This is a genomic window from Mycolicibacterium sp. XJ870, from assembly GCF_053483975.1.
Genome location: NZ_JBEFTI010000012.1, coordinates 118,959 through 137,180, shown reverse-complemented (window position 1 = coordinate 137,180; position 18,222 = coordinate 118,959). Strand labels below are relative to the sequence as shown.

The 18,222-nt window shown below is 61.3% G+C and carries 15 protein-coding genes and 1 pseudogene; 9 read left to right on the top strand and 7 right to left on the bottom strand.

Annotated features, from left to right (window positions below; translation table 11 throughout):
* Positions 1-9: 9 nt before the first annotated feature.
* A complete protein-coding gene (locus ABQF30_RS28830) occupies positions 10-2,208 on the bottom strand; it encodes a malate synthase G (RefSeq protein WP_448470348.1) in 2,199 nt (732 codons plus the stop codon).
* A 56-nt stretch (positions 2,209-2,264) separates the two neighbouring features.
* Positions 2,265-2,597: pseudogene (locus ABQF30_RS28825) on the bottom strand (3-methyladenine DNA glycosylase); the annotation flags it as partial.
* Between the two features lie 1,144 nt (positions 2,598-3,741).
* Between ABQF30_RS28825 and ABQF30_RS28820 the strand changes: the two are divergent.
* From ABQF30_RS28820 to ABQF30_RS28785, 8 genes are all read left to right on the top strand, one after another.
* Complete coding sequence (locus ABQF30_RS28820) at positions 3,742-4,293, top strand: helix-turn-helix domain-containing protein (RefSeq protein ID WP_448470346.1); 552 nt, start codon at positions 3,742-3,744, stop codon at positions 4,291-4,293.
* Complete coding sequence (locus ABQF30_RS28815) at positions 4,290-4,478, top strand: hypothetical protein (protein ID WP_448470344.1); 189 nt, start codon at positions 4,290-4,292, stop codon at positions 4,476-4,478. Before ABQF30_RS28820 ends, ABQF30_RS28815 begins: the two co-directional genes overlap by 4 nt.
* A gap of 708 nt (positions 4,479-5,186) precedes the next feature.
* Positions 5,187-5,570, top strand: a complete 384-nt coding sequence (locus ABQF30_RS28810; protein WP_448470342.1) for an HNH endonuclease — start codon at positions 5,187-5,189, stop codon at positions 5,568-5,570.
* Between the two features lie 14 nt (positions 5,571-5,584).
* Positions 5,585-5,800 (top strand): hypothetical protein, encoded by a 216-nt coding sequence (locus ABQF30_RS28805; RefSeq protein ID WP_448470340.1) that lies wholly within the window; start codon positions 5,585-5,587, stop codon positions 5,798-5,800.
* Between the two features lie 1,251 nt (positions 5,801-7,051).
* Complete coding sequence (locus ABQF30_RS28800) at positions 7,052-8,530, top strand: terminase large subunit domain-containing protein (RefSeq protein ID WP_448470338.1); 1,479 nt, start codon at positions 7,052-7,054, stop codon at positions 8,528-8,530.
* A 19-nt stretch (positions 8,531-8,549) separates the two neighbouring features.
* Entirely contained in the window at positions 8,550-9,968 is a 1,419-nt protein-coding gene (locus ABQF30_RS28795; RefSeq protein ID WP_448470336.1) for a phage portal protein, read from the top strand.
* Entirely contained in the window at positions 9,965-10,414 is a 450-nt protein-coding gene (locus ABQF30_RS28790) for a hypothetical protein (protein ID WP_448470334.1), read from the top strand. Before ABQF30_RS28795 ends, ABQF30_RS28790 begins: the two co-directional genes overlap by 4 nt.
* 98 nt (positions 10,415-10,512) lie before the next feature.
* Positions 10,513-11,340 carry a phage major capsid protein gene (locus ABQF30_RS28785; RefSeq protein ID WP_448470332.1) on the top strand — a complete coding sequence of 276 codons (828 nt, stop codon included), beginning with the start codon at positions 10,513-10,515 and terminating at the stop codon, positions 11,338-11,340.
* Between the two features lie 675 nt (positions 11,341-12,015).
* On the opposite strand, the gene ABQF30_RS28780 is transcribed toward ABQF30_RS28785, so the two are convergent.
* From ABQF30_RS28780 to ABQF30_RS28760, 5 genes are all read right to left on the bottom strand, one after another.
* Positions 12,016-12,312 carry a hypothetical protein gene (locus tag ABQF30_RS28780; RefSeq protein ID WP_448470330.1) on the bottom strand — a complete coding sequence of 99 codons (297 nt, stop codon included), beginning with the start codon at positions 12,310-12,312 and terminating at the stop codon, positions 12,016-12,018.
* 87 nt (positions 12,313-12,399) lie between these two features.
* On the bottom strand, positions 12,400-13,761 hold the full coding sequence (locus ABQF30_RS28775) for a recombinase family protein (protein WP_448470328.1): 1,362 nt from the start codon (positions 13,759-13,761) through the stop codon (positions 12,400-12,402).
* Entirely contained in the window at positions 13,667-14,416 is a 750-nt protein-coding gene (locus ABQF30_RS28770; protein ID WP_448470326.1) for a hypothetical protein, read from the bottom strand. The genes ABQF30_RS28775 and ABQF30_RS28770 overlap by 95 nt, the downstream gene beginning before the upstream one ends.
* Entirely contained in the window at positions 14,409-15,461 is a 1,053-nt protein-coding gene (locus ABQF30_RS28765; RefSeq protein ID WP_448470324.1) for a hemolysin family protein, read from the bottom strand. The genes ABQF30_RS28770 and ABQF30_RS28765 overlap by 8 nt, the downstream gene beginning before the upstream one ends.
* Positions 15,454-16,818 carry a hemolysin family protein gene (locus tag ABQF30_RS28760; protein WP_448470322.1) on the bottom strand — a complete coding sequence of 455 codons (1,365 nt, stop codon included), beginning with the start codon at positions 16,816-16,818 and terminating at the stop codon, positions 15,454-15,456. Before ABQF30_RS28760 ends, ABQF30_RS28765 begins: the two co-directional genes overlap by 8 nt.
* 362 nt (positions 16,819-17,180) lie before the next feature.
* Between ABQF30_RS28760 and ABQF30_RS28755 the strand changes: the two genes are divergently transcribed.
* Entirely contained in the window at positions 17,181-18,221 is a 1,041-nt protein-coding gene (locus tag ABQF30_RS28755; RefSeq protein WP_448470320.1) for an iron ABC transporter substrate-binding protein, read from the top strand.
* Position 18,222 lies beyond the last annotated feature (1 nt).

Below are 18,222 nucleotides of genomic sequence, written 5' to 3'. Positions count from 1 at the left end.
GAATTCTAATCACCGGCCAGCGGTGCTGGCTTTGAACTCGCGCCGGCGGCGGTGCAGGATCGGCTCGGTGTATCCGTTGGGCTGTTGCGTGCCGGACAGGATCAGCTCCTGCGCAGCCGCGAACGCGATACTGGCATCCGGGTTTGGCGCCATCGGAAGGTAGTCGGGATCTTTCGCGTTCTGCTCGTCGACCACCGCTGCCATCCGGCGAAGGCTGGTCGTGACGTCCTCGGCGGTGATCACACCGTGGCGTAGCCAGTTGGCGAGCAGTTGGCTGGAGATGCGCAGCGTGGCGCGGTCCTCCATCAACGCGACATTGTGGATGTCGGGCACCTTCGAGCAGCCGACACCCGCGTCGATCCAGCGCACCACGTAGCCCAGGATCGACTGACAGTTGTTATCGACCTCTTCGTGGATCTCCTCCGGAGACCACGTGAGCGAGGAGTCGGCGAGCGGGATCGTCAGCAGTTCTTCGATGGTGCTGCGTGTCTTGCCGGCCAGTTCCTTCTGCACGGCCTCGACGTCCACCTGGTGGTAGTGCATCGCGTGCAGGGTGGCCGCGGTCGGCGACGGCACCCACGCTGTGGTGGCGCCGGCCTTCGGCTGGCCGATCTTCTGCTCGACCATGTCGGCCATGAGTTCGGTCATCGCCCACATGCCCTTGCCGATCTGCGCCTTGCCCGACAGCCCGGTGGCGAGGCCGACGTCGACGTTGTTGTCCTCGTACGCCTTGATCCACGGTTGGGTCTTCATGCCGCCCTTGCGGACCATCGGGCCGGCTTCCATCGATGTGTGGATCTCATCGCCGGTGCGGTCCAGGAAGCCGGTGTTGATGAACACCACGCGGTCAGCGGCCGCCTTGATGCAGGCCTTGAGATTGACCGTGGTGCGGCGTTCCTCGTCCATGATGCCGACCTTGAGGGTGGCTTCGGGCAGGCCGAGCACATCCTCGACACGGCTGAACAGCTCGCAGGTGAAGGCCACTTCGTCGGGCCCGTGCATCTTGGGCTTCACGATGTAGACCGAACCGGTCCGGCTGTTGACCAGCGGGCCGTTCTCCTCGCCGGTCTTGAGACCGTGCATGGCGATCAGGCCGGTGAACAACGCGTCCTGGATGCCCTCGGGAATCTCGTTGCCCTCGGAGTCGAGGATCGCGTCGTTGGTCATCAGGTGCCCGACATTGCGGACGAACAGCAGGCTGCGGCCGGGCAGCGTGAGCTCACCCTCGCCGTCCGGGGTCGTGAACGTGCGGTCCTCGTTGAGGACGCGGGTGAACGTCTTGTCGCCTTTGCTGACCTCTTCGGCCAGATCGCCCTTGTTCAGGCCCAGCCAGTTGCGGTAGCCGAGCACCTTGTCGTCGGCGTCGACCGCGGCCACCGAATCCTCGAAATCCATGATCGTGGTGATCGCGGACTCCAGCACCACGTCCTTGATGCCGGCCTTGTCGGTGGCGCCGACGGGGGAGTCGGGGTCGATCAGGATCTCGATGTGCAGGCCGTGGTTGACCAGCAACACGGACCATTGGGGCTTGCCGAGCTCGCCGGTGTAGCCGACGAACTGCTCGGGTGCGGCCAAACTAGCCGACTTGTCGTCACCGAAGGTGACCAGCAGTTGGCCTTCGTCGATCTTGAGTCCCGTGACGTCACTCCACGAATCGTCCGCCAGCGGGACCACCTCGTCGAGGAAGGCCCGGGCGTAGGCGATCACCTTGTCGCCGCGGATCCGGTTGTAGCCGGTGCCCTTCTCGGCGCCGTCGTCCTCACTGATGACATCGGTGCCGTAGAGCGCGTCGTACAGCGAGCCCCACCGCGCGTTGGCGGCGTTGAGTGCGAAGCGGGCGTTGAGGATCGGCACCACCAGCTGCGGGCCGGCGGTGGTGGTGATCTCGTCGTCGACGTTGGCTGTGGTGATCGTGAAATCGTCGGGCTCGGGCAACAGGTAGCCGATCTCGCCGAGGAACTGCTTGTAGGCCGGCAGGTCGATCGGTTCGAGGACGTGGGCGCGATGCCACTTGTCGATCTGGGCCTGCAGTTCGTCCCGACGGGCCAGCAGGTCCTGGTTTTTCGGGGTGAGGTCGGCGACCACTTTGTCTACGCCCGACCAGAAGCTATCCGGGTCGAGGCCGGTACCTGGCAGCGCCTCGTTGGTGATGAAGTCGTGCAGCACCTGTGCCACGCGCAGGCTTCCGACCGTCACGCGATCAGTCATGGGCGTCTTTCCTCCCTCGGCTCCAGACGCCGCGTGGCGTCTGCCGTTTATCCAGCTTACCCATCGGTAACGTCGGCGTTTCGGCCGTCCGCCGCGATGAGCAACAGCTCACATCTGTTTGCCAGAGTGGCCCGTAACGGCGCCGCCCGCTCGGCGATCTGCTGTTGGGCCCGGACGTAGGTGGCACGCCCGGCCGGCGTTTCGATGTGGATCGGTCCGAAACCATAGCTTCTCAGGTCGTACGGGCTCGCGCGCATATCCACCGCCCGCGCGTCGGCCGCGAGTTCGAGGGCGTCGATCACGAGACCGGAATCCACCAGTGGACCCAGCTTGTAGGCCCACTTGTACAAGTCCATGCACATGCTTGCCAGACGCATAAGACACGCCGGGGTCGCGGTCACTGGTAAGCGAACGTCTGTCGGTAGTGTCGGCGTCAACGCGGCAGGCAGCGGCAGCCGGTCCGCGCCGAGGAATCCGCTCACCCTTCGGGCGGCCTGGGGAAGTGTCGCGGGGGTACCAGTGGATGGCATCGCAGTACAGGTTTTCACAGCTCGTTGAGCAAGCAGTGGCCGACGCGCCACCTTTGACGCCGGAACAATTGGACGCGCTTACGGTCCTGTTCGCGGTGCCCGATTCTGGGGATAACGCACATCATGGGGAGCGGCCAATGATCGCCGCGTAAGCAACTAACCGCCCGTTTCTGCAAGTTCGGGAACCGTAGGGAACTTCGGTGATTCCTAAACTGAAAGTAGGAACTCAAAAGAACGGGGGGTTATGACTCAAATCGTGGACAATACTGGCGCGTCACTAGCGACCGGGCTAACCGTAAAGACGCTGCTTAACATGCGGAGTAAGGGCACCGGCCCGCCATCATTCAAGCGGAATGGTCGCGTCGTTTACCGGGTGCCTGAACTTAAGCAATGGATGACCGACCGGGAGGCGGCTACATTGCGCGGGGGCAATGCGTAATGAGTGCATTTCCGCAGGAAAGCGATAATGTATACTTAGAAGTAGAGGGTAAAGAATGGCAGCCCGTTCCGGGAATCACGCCAACTATCGACGCGCACCGCGAGGGCATCATTCGCCCGGAATTCGGTCCGGTCAATCTCCGATATAACCCACAATACGGTCTGTATGCGCCTGTAACCGATCCTGCCGGGCCTGGGCATGTCCTTATGCCGGTTCACCTATTGGTTGCGTCAGCGTGGCTGCCAGACCCTAATTTGTCGTGGTTTGAAATTGTCGCGTACATGCATCGGCTGGTTGTCCACCAGGACGGCAACGTTGTGAACAATGCGGTGGAAAATCTCGCGTGGAATGAATCGCCGGGTGAAGACGGGGAACCATCCGGGTTTTATGAATGGTTGATGCGTGAGGCTAGGTGGGCTACGCGTCCGCTGGGTGTTAGTCCGGCTACGTCGCCTAAGTGGCGCGGCGAGTAAAGCGCTTAGGGCTAAGCACGCTTTAAGTGATGGCCCGCGATATGCGGGAGCGTAAGGGCACGCATATGCCCGACAGTGAAGGACAACCGCAATGGAGGTTATCGACAGGTTCGAGTACCTGAGGTTAGCGACGAACCACAGCCAAGGTGAGAGCCGCTCCGGCCTTAAGCCGAATGAAATAGGCGTGTTGGTAGCCGTCTGGAATTATGCAGACTGGAACACCGCTGAGGCATACCCGAGCATTAAGCGGCTGGCCGCTGAGCTCAACATTGATAAGAGCACCGTTTCACGGACCCTCGATAAGCTCTGCGCTAAGGGATGGCTACGCGAGAAATCGAAGGGCAACAGTTCGGGTGTCGCGGCGGTTTATGTGCTGACTATTCCAAGGGGTTGCACTGATGCAACCCGCACAGACCAAGGGGTTGCACCTACGCAACCCAGGGGTTGCACTGATGCAACAGGGGGTTGCACTGATGCAAACCAACTAAACCAAGAACTAAACCAAGAAACGAAACCAATAGAACGTCACGTAAGTAACGCACGCATGGAGGCCGATCCGTGGGCACCCATTCCAGGCGAAAAAGTCTACGTAGACGGCAAGCTAGTCATTTGGGGACAGGACACCGGAGGTCGGGTTGCATGAAGATCAATAGCAGTCGAGGGAAAGCCCATATCAGCGTGAATCCGCGCGGCACAGGTGCCGGAGTCGTGATCCAACAGGGTCAGCAGCGGGTGTTGCTTTCTCCGGAGGAATGGCAGGAATTGCGGGAAGCCACCGACGCGCTCATTGAGGCACAGAAGCCACGCAAGCGTTACCGCATGATCTAATGCGCGCCAGAATCAAACCTAACGAACGCAACGCCCGACCTACGGTAAATCCCCTAGGTGTCGGGCGTTCGTCATTTCTACGGCCACCTAGCGGCCTCTACGGGGGAATTAAATGAATATCAACGTGACACGCCTAAGCGACGGTTCACTGGTCACACTCGAAAGTGATTACGGAAGCCGTACCGCTTTCTTCCTGAGCGACGACGAGGCGGCGCAGCTCCGGGCGGAACTAAGCCCTAAGCTCATGCGCTACCCACAAGCAGTGACACCAGCTAAGGCAATGAACCGTATGCGTGGCCGGTGAAGCGTCAGCGCCGCGTCTCAGCCACCCACAACCTCACCTGCACAATCACCAGAAACGCAGATGGCCGGGTATTCATCAACCAAGTATCCGTGAGTGGACGGACACATACGATACGAATTGATCCCGGCAACATTCCCGCTATCTGCAATGAATTGATAGACCTAATAGAACAGGACACAACTAAACATGGACACTGACCGCACTATCGAACCTGCTTACTTTGAGTTCGCCACCAACGGCCAGGGCGGCGATATTGCTACCGCTACGCACGTTGCGCTCATCACCGTTGAGGCTGACGGCACCCGCACCACTACGGCGCTGGCTATGCCTGACGCGCTAGTGGTCGGCAAGCTGCTTGTCGGACACGCTGACGCTGCGGCTGGTCGTCCCCCGCGTGACTGGTAATGCAACGACCGTGCCTAGGGTGCTCGCGGCTGATACCGAGCGGAAGCCGCTGCACCGACTGCCGACCTAAGCGACCAGCAACACCAGGCCGCAAAGGACGCACCGCGACCGACTGGCGCTGGCGCAAGCTAAGCCAGAGGCTAAGGCGGCTAAGCCCGTTCTGTGAAAGATGCAGTAGAACAACAGATCTCACTGTTGATCACATAATCCCGCCAACGGAGCGGCCAGACCTCACCTATACCGAACTCAACCTTAGGGTTTGGTGCCGTAGCTGTAACGGGTCACGCGGCGACCGGGTGACCGACACCGAACGGCAACAGGTGCTCGATGCCATCACGGCACGCACAACTCGACGGCAGCGCTACTACCAATCAATCAACTAAAAGGGGGAAACCAAATGACAGAACAGACCGAAGCCAAGTTCGGAACCGAACCGCAGCGTGAACTAGGCATCGCCTACCGGATCAGCGAAGACCTGATCACCGCCGCAAAGGACAGTCCGAATACCCGCTACGCGCTGGTCGAACTGATGCAGGAACGCATTAAGCATGACGTGCTGATCGCCACCGCCCCGGAGGAACCCAACGAGGGCCAGCCAAGCGACTCCAAATGAACCAACACGCTGACCAGCACTCAGGCCGTAGTTAACAGCACAAGCCGCTGACCAGCGGCTAAGCAGCGCTAAGCATGTGACTAAGCGAACTAAGCGTTAAGGGTGTCCGCACTGTGGATATCCCCCACTGACCTGCGGAAACGCTAAGGGTGGGGGGTGACCCCTAAGCCGCGCGTTCCTCCCCTCGTACGGCCAACACAGAGCGTATTTATTTACCGCTTAGCTCACCGCTGCGACCTGCGGACTTACAAATTGACCTGCGGTTTTATGGAGAGATTTAGTGTTCAATTTTGCTACTTTCTACCACTATGTGGATAATGATTTAGACACGTTGGTAGCAATCATTGAGTCAGGTGCGTTGTTGCCGAACTCAAATGCCGACATACATCAGTGTGAATGGGAAGCTCGGCGAGCGTGTAGGCCGGACAGTCCTTATTGGCGGCGTGCCGGTTTATCGAAACACTTAGGTTGTGGTCATACGCATCCGTATGTGCCTAACGTGTTGTGGTTAACGACAGACGGCAATTGGCAAGCCATTCTTCGGCACAATCGCCGGTACCGGTTCACTGTCCGCGTACCTCAGGTGAAAGTTCAGCTATGGGGCGACTACGCGTTAAGGCATGGCGCTGATCCTGACTGGGTTCGCGCGAAGCTCAAGGGCGACGGCAAGGATATATGGGAATGGGTCTCGTGGACTCCGATTGACCGGGACCAATGGGTTGAGGTCCGAGATATGCACACGGGGAATTTGATTACGTTTTGATTGGGGTCGGCGTGTTTGGTCAGTCGGTGGTTCTGTATCACTTCGCGGACCGTGAAAGTTTGGAGTCCATCCTTAAGGATAGTGAGTTATCGCCCAATTCTCGCGGTGAGTTGCATATTTGTTGTGCGGAGGGTAACCGGCGACGGTATTTGTGCAGTGGGCATGGTTGGGTGCCGCGCGTGTTGTGGCTGACGCCATATGCGGATTGGCGGGTTAAAACCTCAGGGCGTTCGCGTCCGGTTCGGTTCACGGTTCGGGTTCCGAAGTGGTCGGTTCAGCATTGGGCTACGTGGGCTTTATCGCGTGGCGGCGATCCCGATTGGATCAAGTACAAGCAGGGGCAGCCAGGAACAGTTTGGCGTGAATACGTCAGTGAGCGAGCTATTGCGCGTGAACACTGGACGCGAATTGTCGATATGGAAACAGGGCGTTCCCTGCCGTTGTAGATAACTGAATTTGAAAACAACTAAATATTGGGGGGTGACTCTATGCAGCGCGGACCTAAGGGTAAAGGCGACGTAGACGAGTCACCATTGCCATTCCGCACGCGCGGCAAGACGGGTGCTGAGCGTTTCGCGAAATTCGTGTCCGAATACCTGATCGTTCCCAAGGGCAACGGCGTGAATAAGCCCATGCGGTTGCGGAACTGGCAGGTGGAGATGATGCGCCCGTTTCTAGACCCTGATCCGCGCCCAGTTATCGGGGCAATTATGGGGCCGCGCGGTCTAGGTAAGACTGGTCTATTCGCGGCGCTCGGCCTCTATGAGTTGTTCTGTGGGCCGGATGGTAATGAGATTCCGATTGTCGGCGTGGACGAAAGCATGGCGGGCCGATTGCTACAGCCCGCGAAAGACATGGTGCTGCTCAATGAGGAATTGGCATCCCGTGCGAATGTGTACCGCGATTACATCGAGCTTCCAGGCAAGCGGTCGAAATTGACCGCATTACCGGCTGAGGCTAAGCGTATTGAGGGCTTGGGCACCTGGACGCTGGCGCTGGCTGACGAGCTTGGAGAGATTGATCCGAACACATGGTCAACACTGCTCTTAGGTGCCGGGAAACTCCCCAACGCTATGGCGCTGGGAATTGGCACACCGCCGAATAAGGAAACTTCGGTGCTGATCGAGCTGCGGAACCGTTTCCGTGCCGATCCCACGGACGACACTTTGGCGTTTGTCGAGTACAGCGCCGAGGGGTTCGAGCATCACCCGCTGGAATGCCCGCATTGCTTAGAGCTGGCCAACCCGCAACTCGATGACTTGCTGAGTAGGCGCGTGGCGTTGGCGATGCTCAAGGAGGGTGAAGGCGAGTACCGCCGTAAGCGGCTCTGTCAGGTCGTGGTGACCAATGAGTCACCGTTTCTGAGCGCTGAACAGTGGGACGCGCTGGCGACCGGTGCCGGTGTCCCGGACGGTGCCGAGGTGGTGCTCGGTGTGGACGCCAGCCGTAACAATGACTCAACGGCGATTGTCGTCGGCACGGTGGCCGCGCGCCCGCACTTCGACACGGTTGCGCTGTGGGAGAAGCCGAAGGGTGTCAATAGCTGGCAGGTGCCGATTCTCGACGTTGAACAGGCCGTCAGGGATGCGGCGAAGCGGTGGCGGGTTCGTGAGATTGCGTATGACCCGAGGTTCTTCGAGCGGTCGGCTGCGGTTCTCGCGGGTGAGGGCTTGCCGATGGTCGTGTGGGACCAGACGCCAAGGCGGCAGACTCCGGCAACTAAGGACTTGCAGACCGGCGCACTCCAAAGGCTTTACACGCATTCCGGCGACGACGACCTGAGGCGGCACGTCCTGGCGTCCACCGTCAAAGAATCAGATCGGGGTATCAAGCTCGATAAGACTTCGCGGTCGCGACACGCTCCGAAGATTGATCTTTGCGTGGCACTGATGATGTGCCACAGCAGAGCGACATTCCTTGCAGCACAACAGAAACCACGACGCAAGGCACGGTCCTTCGCGGCGTAGAAAGAACCCACAACTGAATATGTCTGAACAGAATCAGCTAACAGAGCTGCTAAAGGCGCTCGACGCGCCACAGGGAGCGATCCTGCGGCTTAACAACTACTACCGGGGTGATCGTGAGCTGACCTTTGTGGCCCCGGAGCTTCAATCGGCGCTCGGTGAGCGCTTCCCACGTGTGGCCGTGAACTACATCCGGCTGGCGATCAACTCGATTGCCGAACGGCTCAGGCTGACCGGGTTTAGCGGCGCTGACGTGTGGCCGCTGTGGCTAGCCAATGACCTTGACCAGCGCAGCGCGCTTGTTCACCGCGAAGCGCTGCTAACAGGTGCGGGCTATGTGTCAGTGTGGTCGAACCCGGACGGCAGCCCGCGTATCGTCGTCGAGTCATGCCGTGAGGTCGCTACGCAGATTGATCCCGGTAGCCGGGAAACCGTTGCGGCGGTTAAGCGTTGGGTCGACACCGTTAGGAAAGAAACTCACGCGGTTCTGTACCTGCCCGACCGGATCGAGCGTTATCGGGCACAGCAGGCAGGCGCGGCAGCGTCGGCGCTGGCACTTGTGGAGACGCTGGACAATCCGTTGGGTCAGGTGCCCATCGTGGCGTTCCGCAACGCGGACCTGCCGCTAGATGACGGAGTGTCGGAGGTTGCCGACCTGACGGGTTTGGTCGACATGCTGAGCAAGTTGACTGCTGACCTCATGGTGGCGTCAGAGTATGGCGCGAGGCCCAGGCGATACGCCGCTGGCATTGACCTGATCGAGGTACCTCGATTTAACGAAGACGGCACTCCGGTGCTCGACGTAGACGGCGAACCTGTGATTGACACAGAGAATCCGTTCCCGGAGACCGACCGAATGATGGTCAGTGAGAATGACCAAGCGAAATTTGGCCAGCTTCCCGGTGCGTCGTTGGACGGGTACCGCAACGCGGTCGACGTGATCCTGTCTGAGATTGCCGCGATATCGAGTCTGCCGCCGCACTACCTGGGCGCATTCAATCACGGAAACCCGACCAGCGCCGACGCGCTTAGGGCGTCGGAGGCTGGATTAACGGCTAAGGCATCCGCTAAGCAATCAGCATTCGGGCAGTCATGGGAGCAAGTCATGCGGCTTGCCGTGGCTATCCGTGACGGTATCGACCCGGCTGACGTGAATGTGCGTGCCCGCTGGAATGACCCGGCAACCCGGTCTGTCTCGCAGGAATCCGACGCAGCTCAGAAGTTGTTCGGTGGCGGTCAGCTATTCAGTCGAACCGCAATTCTGCGCCGTATGGGCCTGTCCGAGGATGAGATCGCAGAGAACGTCAAAGAGTTGTTTGACGAACAGCAGAAAGAAGCTTACGCCAAGGCTGATCCTGGCCTTATGGAATACAACTCGCAGTTTTCAACTACTGCGCAGTTCCGCAAAGCGGTCAATGAAATTACAGAGGAAGCAGCATGAGTGACGTTGATACGGGCCAGGTGCCCACAGAATCGACGGAGACGGACGAAACTAGCGCGGATAGCGCGACGGATGCGGAAGCTGGCCCAGGTGGCACAGAAACGCAACCAGACACCTTTACGCGCGAATACGTAGAAGGCTTGCGTAAAGAGAATGCTGACCACCGAACCAAGGCCAAAGCCGCAGAGGAACGCGCCGACGCGCTAGCTCACCGGTTACACGCGGCACTTGTCCGGGCTACCGGCAAGCTGGTCGACCCGGACGCGCTGCCGTTCAACGCCGACCACCTCGACGACGACGAAAAGCTAAGCGCGGCAATCGAAGTGCTAACCAATGCTAAGCCGTACCTTAAGGCACGTAAGGCGACTGGTGACGCTGGTCAGGGTCCGCGCGGTGGCGGCAACCAAGCCGCTCCGAGCTGGGCTGATTTGTTTAACGGCGCTTGACGCGCCACAAACCTTTTTGCGCCAGGTGCGCGAAACCTAACCCGTCCCGGTGACGGGCTATAACTGAATACTTCAAAATTGAATAAGGAAAACTAAATATGGCTATGCAGCATTCAAATATTGCTGACACTTTTACCCCGGCTGCATTCGGTGAACTGCTGAACAAGGCGATTCAGGCTAAGAGCACTGCGTTCTTGGCGACCACGTTGCATACGACCGACAAGGTAAAGGTTCAGTTCCCACTATGGGTTAGCGATCCGGCGGTAAGTTGGCTGGCTGAACTTGAGGAAATCGTCCCCACGGATGGCTCTACCGGTGAAGTGATTTGCACGCCAAGCAAGGTAGGCGGCATTACTACCATCTCGAATGAATCCGCCGAGGATACCGACCCGGCTATTGCTGATCAGATCGCCAGCGGCATTGCTAATCAGATTGCCACGAGTGTTGACGTTGCATTCTTGGGCGACGGTTCAGGCAACGCTAAGGTGCCTGATGGCCTTCTAAGCACGGCTTATCAGACGGTTGATACCGGCGCGAGCATTACGAACCTTGACCCGTTCATCGCGGCTATTTTCAAGGCTAAGAGCGTCGGCGCGAACATTGATCACTGGATTATGAACCCGACCGTTGCCGAGACGCTGAGCAAGATTAAGAAGCAGACCGGCAGCAACGAGACGCTTCTACAGCTTGTCGCGGACGGCTTGCAGGTTGCGGGTATTCCGGTGCTGACTGATCCGAATGTGGACGCGGCGACGTTCGCGTGGGGTATCGACTCGACGCGCACCACGACGGTTTTGCGTAAGGGCACCGAGGTTAAGCGGTTCGACGTGCCGCGCCAGGATGGGCAGGACGTGCGTGGTATCGCCCGCGTCGGGTTTGCGTTCCGGCACCCGGAGGCCAACGTGCGGCTGTTCGACGCGGCCTAATCGTGGCAGCGCCGACAGCAAGTGATCTGACGACGTTCGTCGGCAAAGCGGTCCCAGAGGATGAGGCCGAAGCATTCGCGGCGCACGCCGAGGCAGTCATTTCGATTGTCTCGGCGCACGCTAAGGGCTACACCCGTGGTCGCGGTTGGGACACGGAGGGGAACCCGTACGACGACGTTCGGGCCGTGATCCTTACCGCGTCCGCGCGGCTGCTTACGAACACGACGCAGATCACGTCAGATAGACAAATGGGACCGTTCAGCGTGTCCTACCGGCCTAACGACAGCTGGTCGACAATGGAGCTTTACGTCCTAAACAGGTACCGGGAACGCGCCCGGTAAACAGATTTGCACCCGGCTTGCTACGGGTGCGGTCGCGCAGCTTAGGAACTGCGCGGCAGTGGCAAAGGGCAACCTTGTGTGCTGCGCTTGGGGTTGTACCTGCCACAACTTGCCGGGACAGGTTTTGTCTCGGCAGGTCCAATAACGATGTGACACAAGGCGACTTGAGGATCAAGGGGTTATTGGACGTTGAACGGACGGAACGAAACTGGCTTAACGAAAATGTTGGCCGCGTGTCGGGTTTTTACTTCTTTTACCCCGGCGTCTTCTTACGCGGCTTAAGGTTCGGCCCGGTGAGACCTTAGGAAAGCTCACCGGGCCGACCGCGCCACCTTTAGCCGTCTAACTCGTCAAGAGTGTCAGCAGCGTTCAGGCACTCAGCGGCCAACTGGCGAAGCTGAGCAGCCGAGAACGCGCCCGTACCGGCCACGTACGCGTACCGGCGCAACACGTCGCCGGTCTGGACCTGTTCGCCGCGCACGGATACGTCGATGTGGTCGCCGTCGTCCATGCCGGAAACGGTGTGTTTGTCGGTAGACATGAACTGTCGCCGCCAATCGTTGTCGTCGTATCGCACCCAACCGTCTACGTGGATGGCATCGGCAGGAGCGGGCACCAGGGCAAGGGTCACAGCGGCAGAAGATACCGCCACTGTGACGCATACGTCAACAGCTAGATCTGTTGCGCCACAACGATTTTAAAGTACACCTGGTGTACGTTACGGGGCACCTTTGAACTTGATAACGACCTTCTTAGGGTCGAACACCTTGCCCTTACCAGCAGGAAAAACAGTCACAGTCATAAGCCGGTCAATCACCGCGCGCTTACGGGGGAGCGGCAACGCGTCGAACAGTTCGCGCGGCTTATCCGCACCGATCAAACCGTCGAAAACGTGGTAGGCGTCAGCGTCGAACATCTGCCGTTCCACGTCTGCCAGCTTCGCCTTAACCCGTTCCGTCGCTATACGGACCTGTGAGGGCGTCAAAACACCGTCTGCGAACTCCGCGGCCAGGTCGTCAAGCCGGGAGCGCAGCGTGGCAGCTTCGCCCCGTAGGGCGTCCACGTCGGGCCGATCCTTATTCACCAGAACATTCAGCGCGTCGGGTTGCGACAGTCGCGCTACGGCGTGCTCAGTGACCCATTCGTCCACTTCATCCATGCGGCGGCTGACGTGAAACGACTCCTTGCACAGATAGACCGGATATTTCGTGCTCGACGCAAAACCGGACTTCAAAGGCTGCTCACACACACCGCAGATAGCGATACCGGACAGCACGAACTTTCGCCCCCGCGTCGGGCCGGAGCGCCGCTCCGGGTTTTCGAGGATCGCCACAACGGACCGCCAAGTGTCAACGTCCACGATGGCGGGCCAACTTCCTTCGCCAACGTCCACGCCGTCATAGAACCGACGCGCACAGTTACGCGGATTGATCAGCAATTGCCGCACCTGAGCGCCGCGCCACTGGTTGCCCTTAGGCGTAGTGATTCCGTTGCTGTTCCATTCCTTCGCAATCGCGTTCAGGGAGCCGCCGAGCTGCATAAACCTGTAGGCGTTGCGCACTAGCTCAGATTCTTCCGGGTGAAGCGCCGTGCCTTTGGTGTCCGTGTACCCGAACGGGCGCGATGACCACCAGGCCGCGCCAGTCTTAGCGCGTTGGGCGGCAGCGGCCTTTTGGCGGGCCGACTTGCGTTCGACTTCCGCGCGGGCAACGGCACCTTTGATCCGTGCGAACAGCCGTCCGTTGTCGGTGCTCAGGTCCGCGTCACCGCCAACCGTGGCAAGAGCTAGACGCTTCTCGTCGGCAAGGGTGATGAAGTGCTCAAGCTCGACGGGGCGACGGTGCAGCCGGTCCAAGTCCCAAACCACGACGGCACCGATTGATCCGTTGCGAATGTCGGCAAGCATCCGTTCGTACTGCGGACGCCTGCCAACGCTGGCGCTAGTGTCGTTGTCGCAGTATTCGACCGGCGTCCATCCGCGCTGGTCACACAGCTTTAGGCAGTCCTCGCGCTGGCGGGCGACGGCCAGCCCTTCGCCGGTGCGGTCGAGTGATTGACGGAGGTAAACGGCGGCTTTCATACCTGCATGTTAGGTGAATGTAGAGGTCCATCGCGGCGTGGATGCAGCCCGGCTGCTCGGTGCCGATCTGCTCTCGGCGACTGAGCTGGCGGTCGTTGCGGGTGACGGCCGGTTCGGTGAAGAAGCGGAACGCGTCGAAGTGGCTGCACCGCAACGGCATCGATTCGACTACGGCGTCGGTGCCGGACGCGCCGAGGCGCAGCGGCACCTGGGCGTGGCGCACCACGTCGGACTGGTACACCATCGCCCACTCGTGCAGTCCGAAGCAGTTCAGCCGCGGCGGACGGTTTTCGGTTGCGCGCAACAGCGCGGCGACGAACCTCACCGTGTCGACCCGTGAGACGAGATGGTCATGGGTGACCGTGACGCCGTCGCGGCACGGGCCGTATCCGCTCGCGTTCAGGTAGCGACGGGCGGACTCGCCGCCGAGCACGACGCCGAAACCGGGATGCCAGCGGCGCAACTGCCGTGGCCGGAGGCTGTAGTAGGTGAACAGGAAATCCCACACCGGATGTGGCTCACCGCGTTCCTGGCGGCGCAGATGCGGGGCCAGGAAGCTCTCGACGCGGGCACGGTGGTGTCGCTCGGCGGCGGTCCAGTCCGACTCGGCGAGGAACTGGTCAGCCGCCTGCCTGGCATACGCCAGCTCAGACACGGTGCGTCCCGTCGCGCACAGTGCCGACGAGGTCCTCGACCAGATCTTCCAGCGCGACCATCGCGGTCACCGCGCCGTCTGGCGAGGTGACGAGCGCCAGATGACTGTTGCTGCGCCGCAGCCGCGACAGTGCATCGGGCAGCGGGAGGGAGGCGGCCAGCTGCGGAAGCGGCCGCACCATCGCCCGGTCCAGCACCGCGCCGGGGTCATTCACCTGTGGCAACACATCTTTGATGTGCAAGTACCCGATGAAGTTTCCCGACGTGTCCGCCACCGGGAACCGGGAGTAGCCGGTCTCGGTGAGGGCCTGCTCGACAGCGCCGACGGTCGGCCCGGTGCCCGCGGTGGCGACCGGAATCGCGTGGATCTCGTTAAGCGGTATCGCGACGTCGGCGACGGTGCGGGACCGCGTTTGCAGGGCGCGGGTCAGCCTTCCATGCTCCTCGGTGTCCAACAGGCCGACGGACACCGACTCGGCGATCATCTCGGACAACTCGACGCTCGACACCGCCGATGCGAGTTCGTCCCGCGGCTCCACCCGGAACGCCCGCAAAGTCGTGTTGGCGCACCAGTTGTAAAACGCGATGAACGGCCGCGCGGCGCGGATGTAGACCAGATACGGCGGGATGAGCAACATCGCCGCGGACTCCGGGCCTGCGATCGCGATGTTCTTCGGCACCATTTCGCCGAGCAACACATGCAGGATCACCACGATCGCAAGGGCCACAAAGAACGACACCGTGTGCAGAACGGCCTCGGACACGCCGAACAATGCGAACGGCTTTTCCAGCAGATGCGCGACAGCGGGTTCGCCGACGCGGCCCAGCAGGATCGAGCAGATGGTGATGCCCAGCTGAGCACCGGCCAGCATCAGCGACAGGTTCTCGCCGGCCCGGATGACGGTCACCGCGCTCTTCTTGCCCTGTTCGGCAAGCGCCTGGAGTCGGTCGCGGCGAGCCGAGATGAGGGCGAACTCCGCTGCCACGAAGAACGCGTTGGCCCCGAGGAGCAGCACGGTCAAGAGCACCCCGAGCACATCACCCATTGCCGCCACCTCCGTGGTCCGTGTCGTTGTCCACCCTGGTCAACTCGAGCAGGTCGATGCGGCGACCGTCCATTCGGACCACGGTGGCCAGCCATTGCGCCGGCTCGTCGGCGCTGTCCGGATCGAACGCGGTGAGTTCGACTGTCTCGCCGGTCTCCGGGATGTGGCCCAGCTCTTGCAGCACCAGACCGCCGATGGTCTCGTACTCCCCTTCAGGTGCGCGGAATCCGGTCTGGGCCGCGACCTCGTCGATGCGCAGGAGTCCCGATACCTGCCAGCCTTTGCCTGCGGGCACCACGTCGGGGGTGGCGTCGTCATGTTCGTCGCGGACATCGCCGACGATCTCTTCGATCAGGTCTTCGACGGTGACCATGCCCGCGGTGCCGCCGTACTCGTCGACGACGAGTGCGGTCTGCAAGCCGTTGGCTCGAATCTGCGTCATCACCGCGTCACCGTCCAACGTGGACGGCACCGTCGCGACGGGCAACGCCAGGCTTGCCAGCCGGGTGCGGCCGCGGTCGTCAAGCGGCACCGCGAACACCTGCTTGACGTGCACCACGCCGATCGTCTGGTCGAGGTCGCCCTCGATGATCGGGAATCGCGAATAGCCGGTCTTGATCGCGACGGCCAGGAGGTCGGTGACCGTGTCGTCGGCCTCGAGCGCTTCGATCTTCGATCGCGGTGTCATCAGCTCCTCGGCGGTGCGCTCACCGAATTGCAACGAACGGTCCACCAGCAAGGCCGTGGTCGGATCCAGTGACCCGCTGCGTGCCGAGTTTCGCACCAGAGAGGCCAGTTCCTGCGCGGAGCGTGCGGACCGCAGTTCCTCGGCCGGCTCGATGCCGAGTCGCCGCAGGATCCAGTTGGCGGTTCCGTTGGTCAGCCGGATGACCGGCGTGAACAGCAGCGAGAACAGCAACTGGAGCGGCGCCGCAGCGCGCGCCGTCGGCACCGGAAGCGCCACCGCCAGGTTCTTCGGCACCAGCTCGCCGAACACCATCGACAGCGAGGTCGCGATCAGCACGGCCAGAAACAGGGAAATGCCGCCGGCGATGTTGGCGGGCAGGCCGAGCGCGTCCAGGCCAGGTTTCATCAGCCGGCCGAGCACCGGCTCGGCGAGGTAGCCGGTGGCCAGGGTAGTGATCGAGATACCCACCTGCGCGCCCGACAGCTGGAAAGACAGTGTGCGGTGGGCACGGCGGACCAATTGATCGCGGCGATCACCGTCGCGCGCGTTGGCCTCGACCGTGCTGCGCTCCAGTGCGGTCAGCGAGAACTCGGCAGCGACGAATACCGCGGTGCCGACAGTCAGGAGAATGACCGCCAAGATCGACAGCAGTGAAAACCAGACGGTCATCGGGACCTCGGCAGGGGGGCGCCGGGCACGGGGCCCGGCCACCTAGAAGAGGGGTCGTCAGCGTCGGCGTTCAGGAGTGACTGCTGCTCCGCCCGGAAGGCCGGTTCAGAACCGGAGGCGTCAGTCGGTGCCTGCGGCACGTGAACCCTTTCGTTCGCGCCGGCATAGTGGATCTGGCCGACGATGGATGCAGTGAAGCTCAATACTATCGCCAACGCAGGCGGCCACCGGGCCCAACCACCGCGTCGCGCCCGCCAAACAGAGCTTCGTCCTGAGGTTTACGCAGCCTAACCATAGTTGCGCGGTGTAGGTTCATCCCATCCCGTCGGGCAGCCGAAGACAGGTCCTCCATGACGCCTCGCATGACTCAGTCGCACCCGTTTTCCCGCCTCGCCGCTGTGCTCGGCGCCGTCGCGGCGCTGCTCATGACGAGCGCCTGCGGATCGCAGTCATCGGAGTCGGACGAGCCGTCCGACAAGATCACGGTGTATTCGGGCCGCAGTGAGGAACTGGTCGCGCCGTTGATCGAACAGTTCACCACCGATACCGGGATCGAGGTCGAAACCCGATACGCCGGATCGGGGGAACTGGCCGCCCAACTGATCACCGAGGGCGACAAGTCACCGGCTGATGTGTTCCTGTCCCAGGACGCGGGAGCGTTGGGCGCGGTGAGCCAGGCCGGTCTCTTCGCGCCGATCGACGCCGAGACACTCGAGGCGGTGCCCTCGAAGTTCTCGGCAGCCGACGGCACCTGGGTCGGGGTTTCGGGCCGAGCCCGGGTGGTGGTGTACAACCCGAGCCTGGCGCCGAACCCGCCCGACACCATCGACGGTCTGCTCGCCCCGGAGTGGAAGGGCAAGATCGGATTCGCCCCCAGCAATGCGTCGTGGCAGTCGTTCGTCACCGGACTGCGGGTGATCCGTGGCGAAGACGGCGCCCGGCAATGGCTGCAGGCGTTCAAAGCCCAGGAGCCCAAATCCTTCGAGAACAATGTCGCGGTGCGCGATGCGGTGGATTCGGGCCAGCTTCCGTTGGGCGTGGTCAATCACTACTACCTGTACGAGTTGATGCACGCCAAGGGCGAACAGGCGGTTACCGCGCGGAACAAGTACATGGCCGCCGGTGATCCGGGCGGGCTGATCAACGTCGCAGGTGTCGGGGTGCTGAAGTCCGCGCCGAATCCGCAAGGGGCCCAAGAGTTCGCGTCGTATCTGCTTGGCAAGTCGGCACAGGAGTACTTCGCGGGCGAGACGATGGAATACCCGTTGATCGCCGGCGTGGCGCCCTCGGGACAGATGCCGCCGCTCAGTGAGTTGCAGCCGCCGGCGGTGGACCTGTCGGCGCTGTCGGATCTGGAGGCGACGCAGGAACTGCTTGTGGAAACCGGCCTGCTGACCAACTGAC

What these genes read in the sequence shown, in the direction of transcription:
- ABQF30_RS28830 (WP_448470348.1), bottom strand. Translation starts at nt 2,208, where the DNA reads ATGACTGATCGCGTGACGGTCGGAAGCCTGCGCGTGGCACAGGTGCTG.
- ABQF30_RS28820 (WP_448470346.1), top strand. Translation starts at nt 3,742, where the DNA reads ATGGAGGTTATCGACAGGTTCGAGTACCTGAGGTTAGCGACGAACCAC.
- ABQF30_RS28815 (WP_448470344.1), top strand. Translation starts at nt 4,290, where the DNA reads ATGAAGATCAATAGCAGTCGAGGGAAAGCCCATATCAGCGTGAATCCG.
- ABQF30_RS28810 (WP_448470342.1), top strand. Translation starts at nt 5,187, where the DNA reads ATGCAACGACCGTGCCTAGGGTGCTCGCGGCTGATACCGAGCGGAAGC.
- ABQF30_RS28805 (WP_448470340.1), top strand. Translation starts at nt 5,585, where the DNA reads ATGACAGAACAGACCGAAGCCAAGTTCGGAACCGAACCGCAGCGTGAA.
- ABQF30_RS28800 (WP_448470338.1), top strand. Translation starts at nt 7,052, where the DNA reads ATGCAGCGCGGACCTAAGGGTAAAGGCGACGTAGACGAGTCACCATTG.
- ABQF30_RS28795 (WP_448470336.1), top strand. Translation starts at nt 8,550, where the DNA reads ATGTCTGAACAGAATCAGCTAACAGAGCTGCTAAAGGCGCTCGACGCG.
- ABQF30_RS28790 (WP_448470334.1), top strand. Translation starts at nt 9,965, where the DNA reads ATGAGTGACGTTGATACGGGCCAGGTGCCCACAGAATCGACGGAGACG.
- ABQF30_RS28785 (WP_448470332.1), top strand. Translation starts at nt 10,513, where the DNA reads ATGGCTATGCAGCATTCAAATATTGCTGACACTTTTACCCCGGCTGCA.
- ABQF30_RS28775 (WP_448470328.1), bottom strand. Translation starts at nt 13,761, where the DNA reads ATGAAAGCCGCCGTTTACCTCCGTCAATCACTCGACCGCACCGGCGAA.
- ABQF30_RS28765 (WP_448470324.1), bottom strand. Translation starts at nt 15,461, where the DNA reads ATGGGTGATGTGCTCGGGGTGCTCTTGACCGTGCTGCTCCTCGGGGCC.
- ABQF30_RS28760 (WP_448470322.1), bottom strand. Translation starts at nt 16,818, where the DNA reads ATGACCGTCTGGTTTTCACTGCTGTCGATCTTGGCGGTCATTCTCCTG.
- ABQF30_RS28755 (WP_448470320.1), top strand. Translation starts at nt 17,181, where the DNA reads ATGACTCAGTCGCACCCGTTTTCCCGCCTCGCCGCTGTGCTCGGCGCC.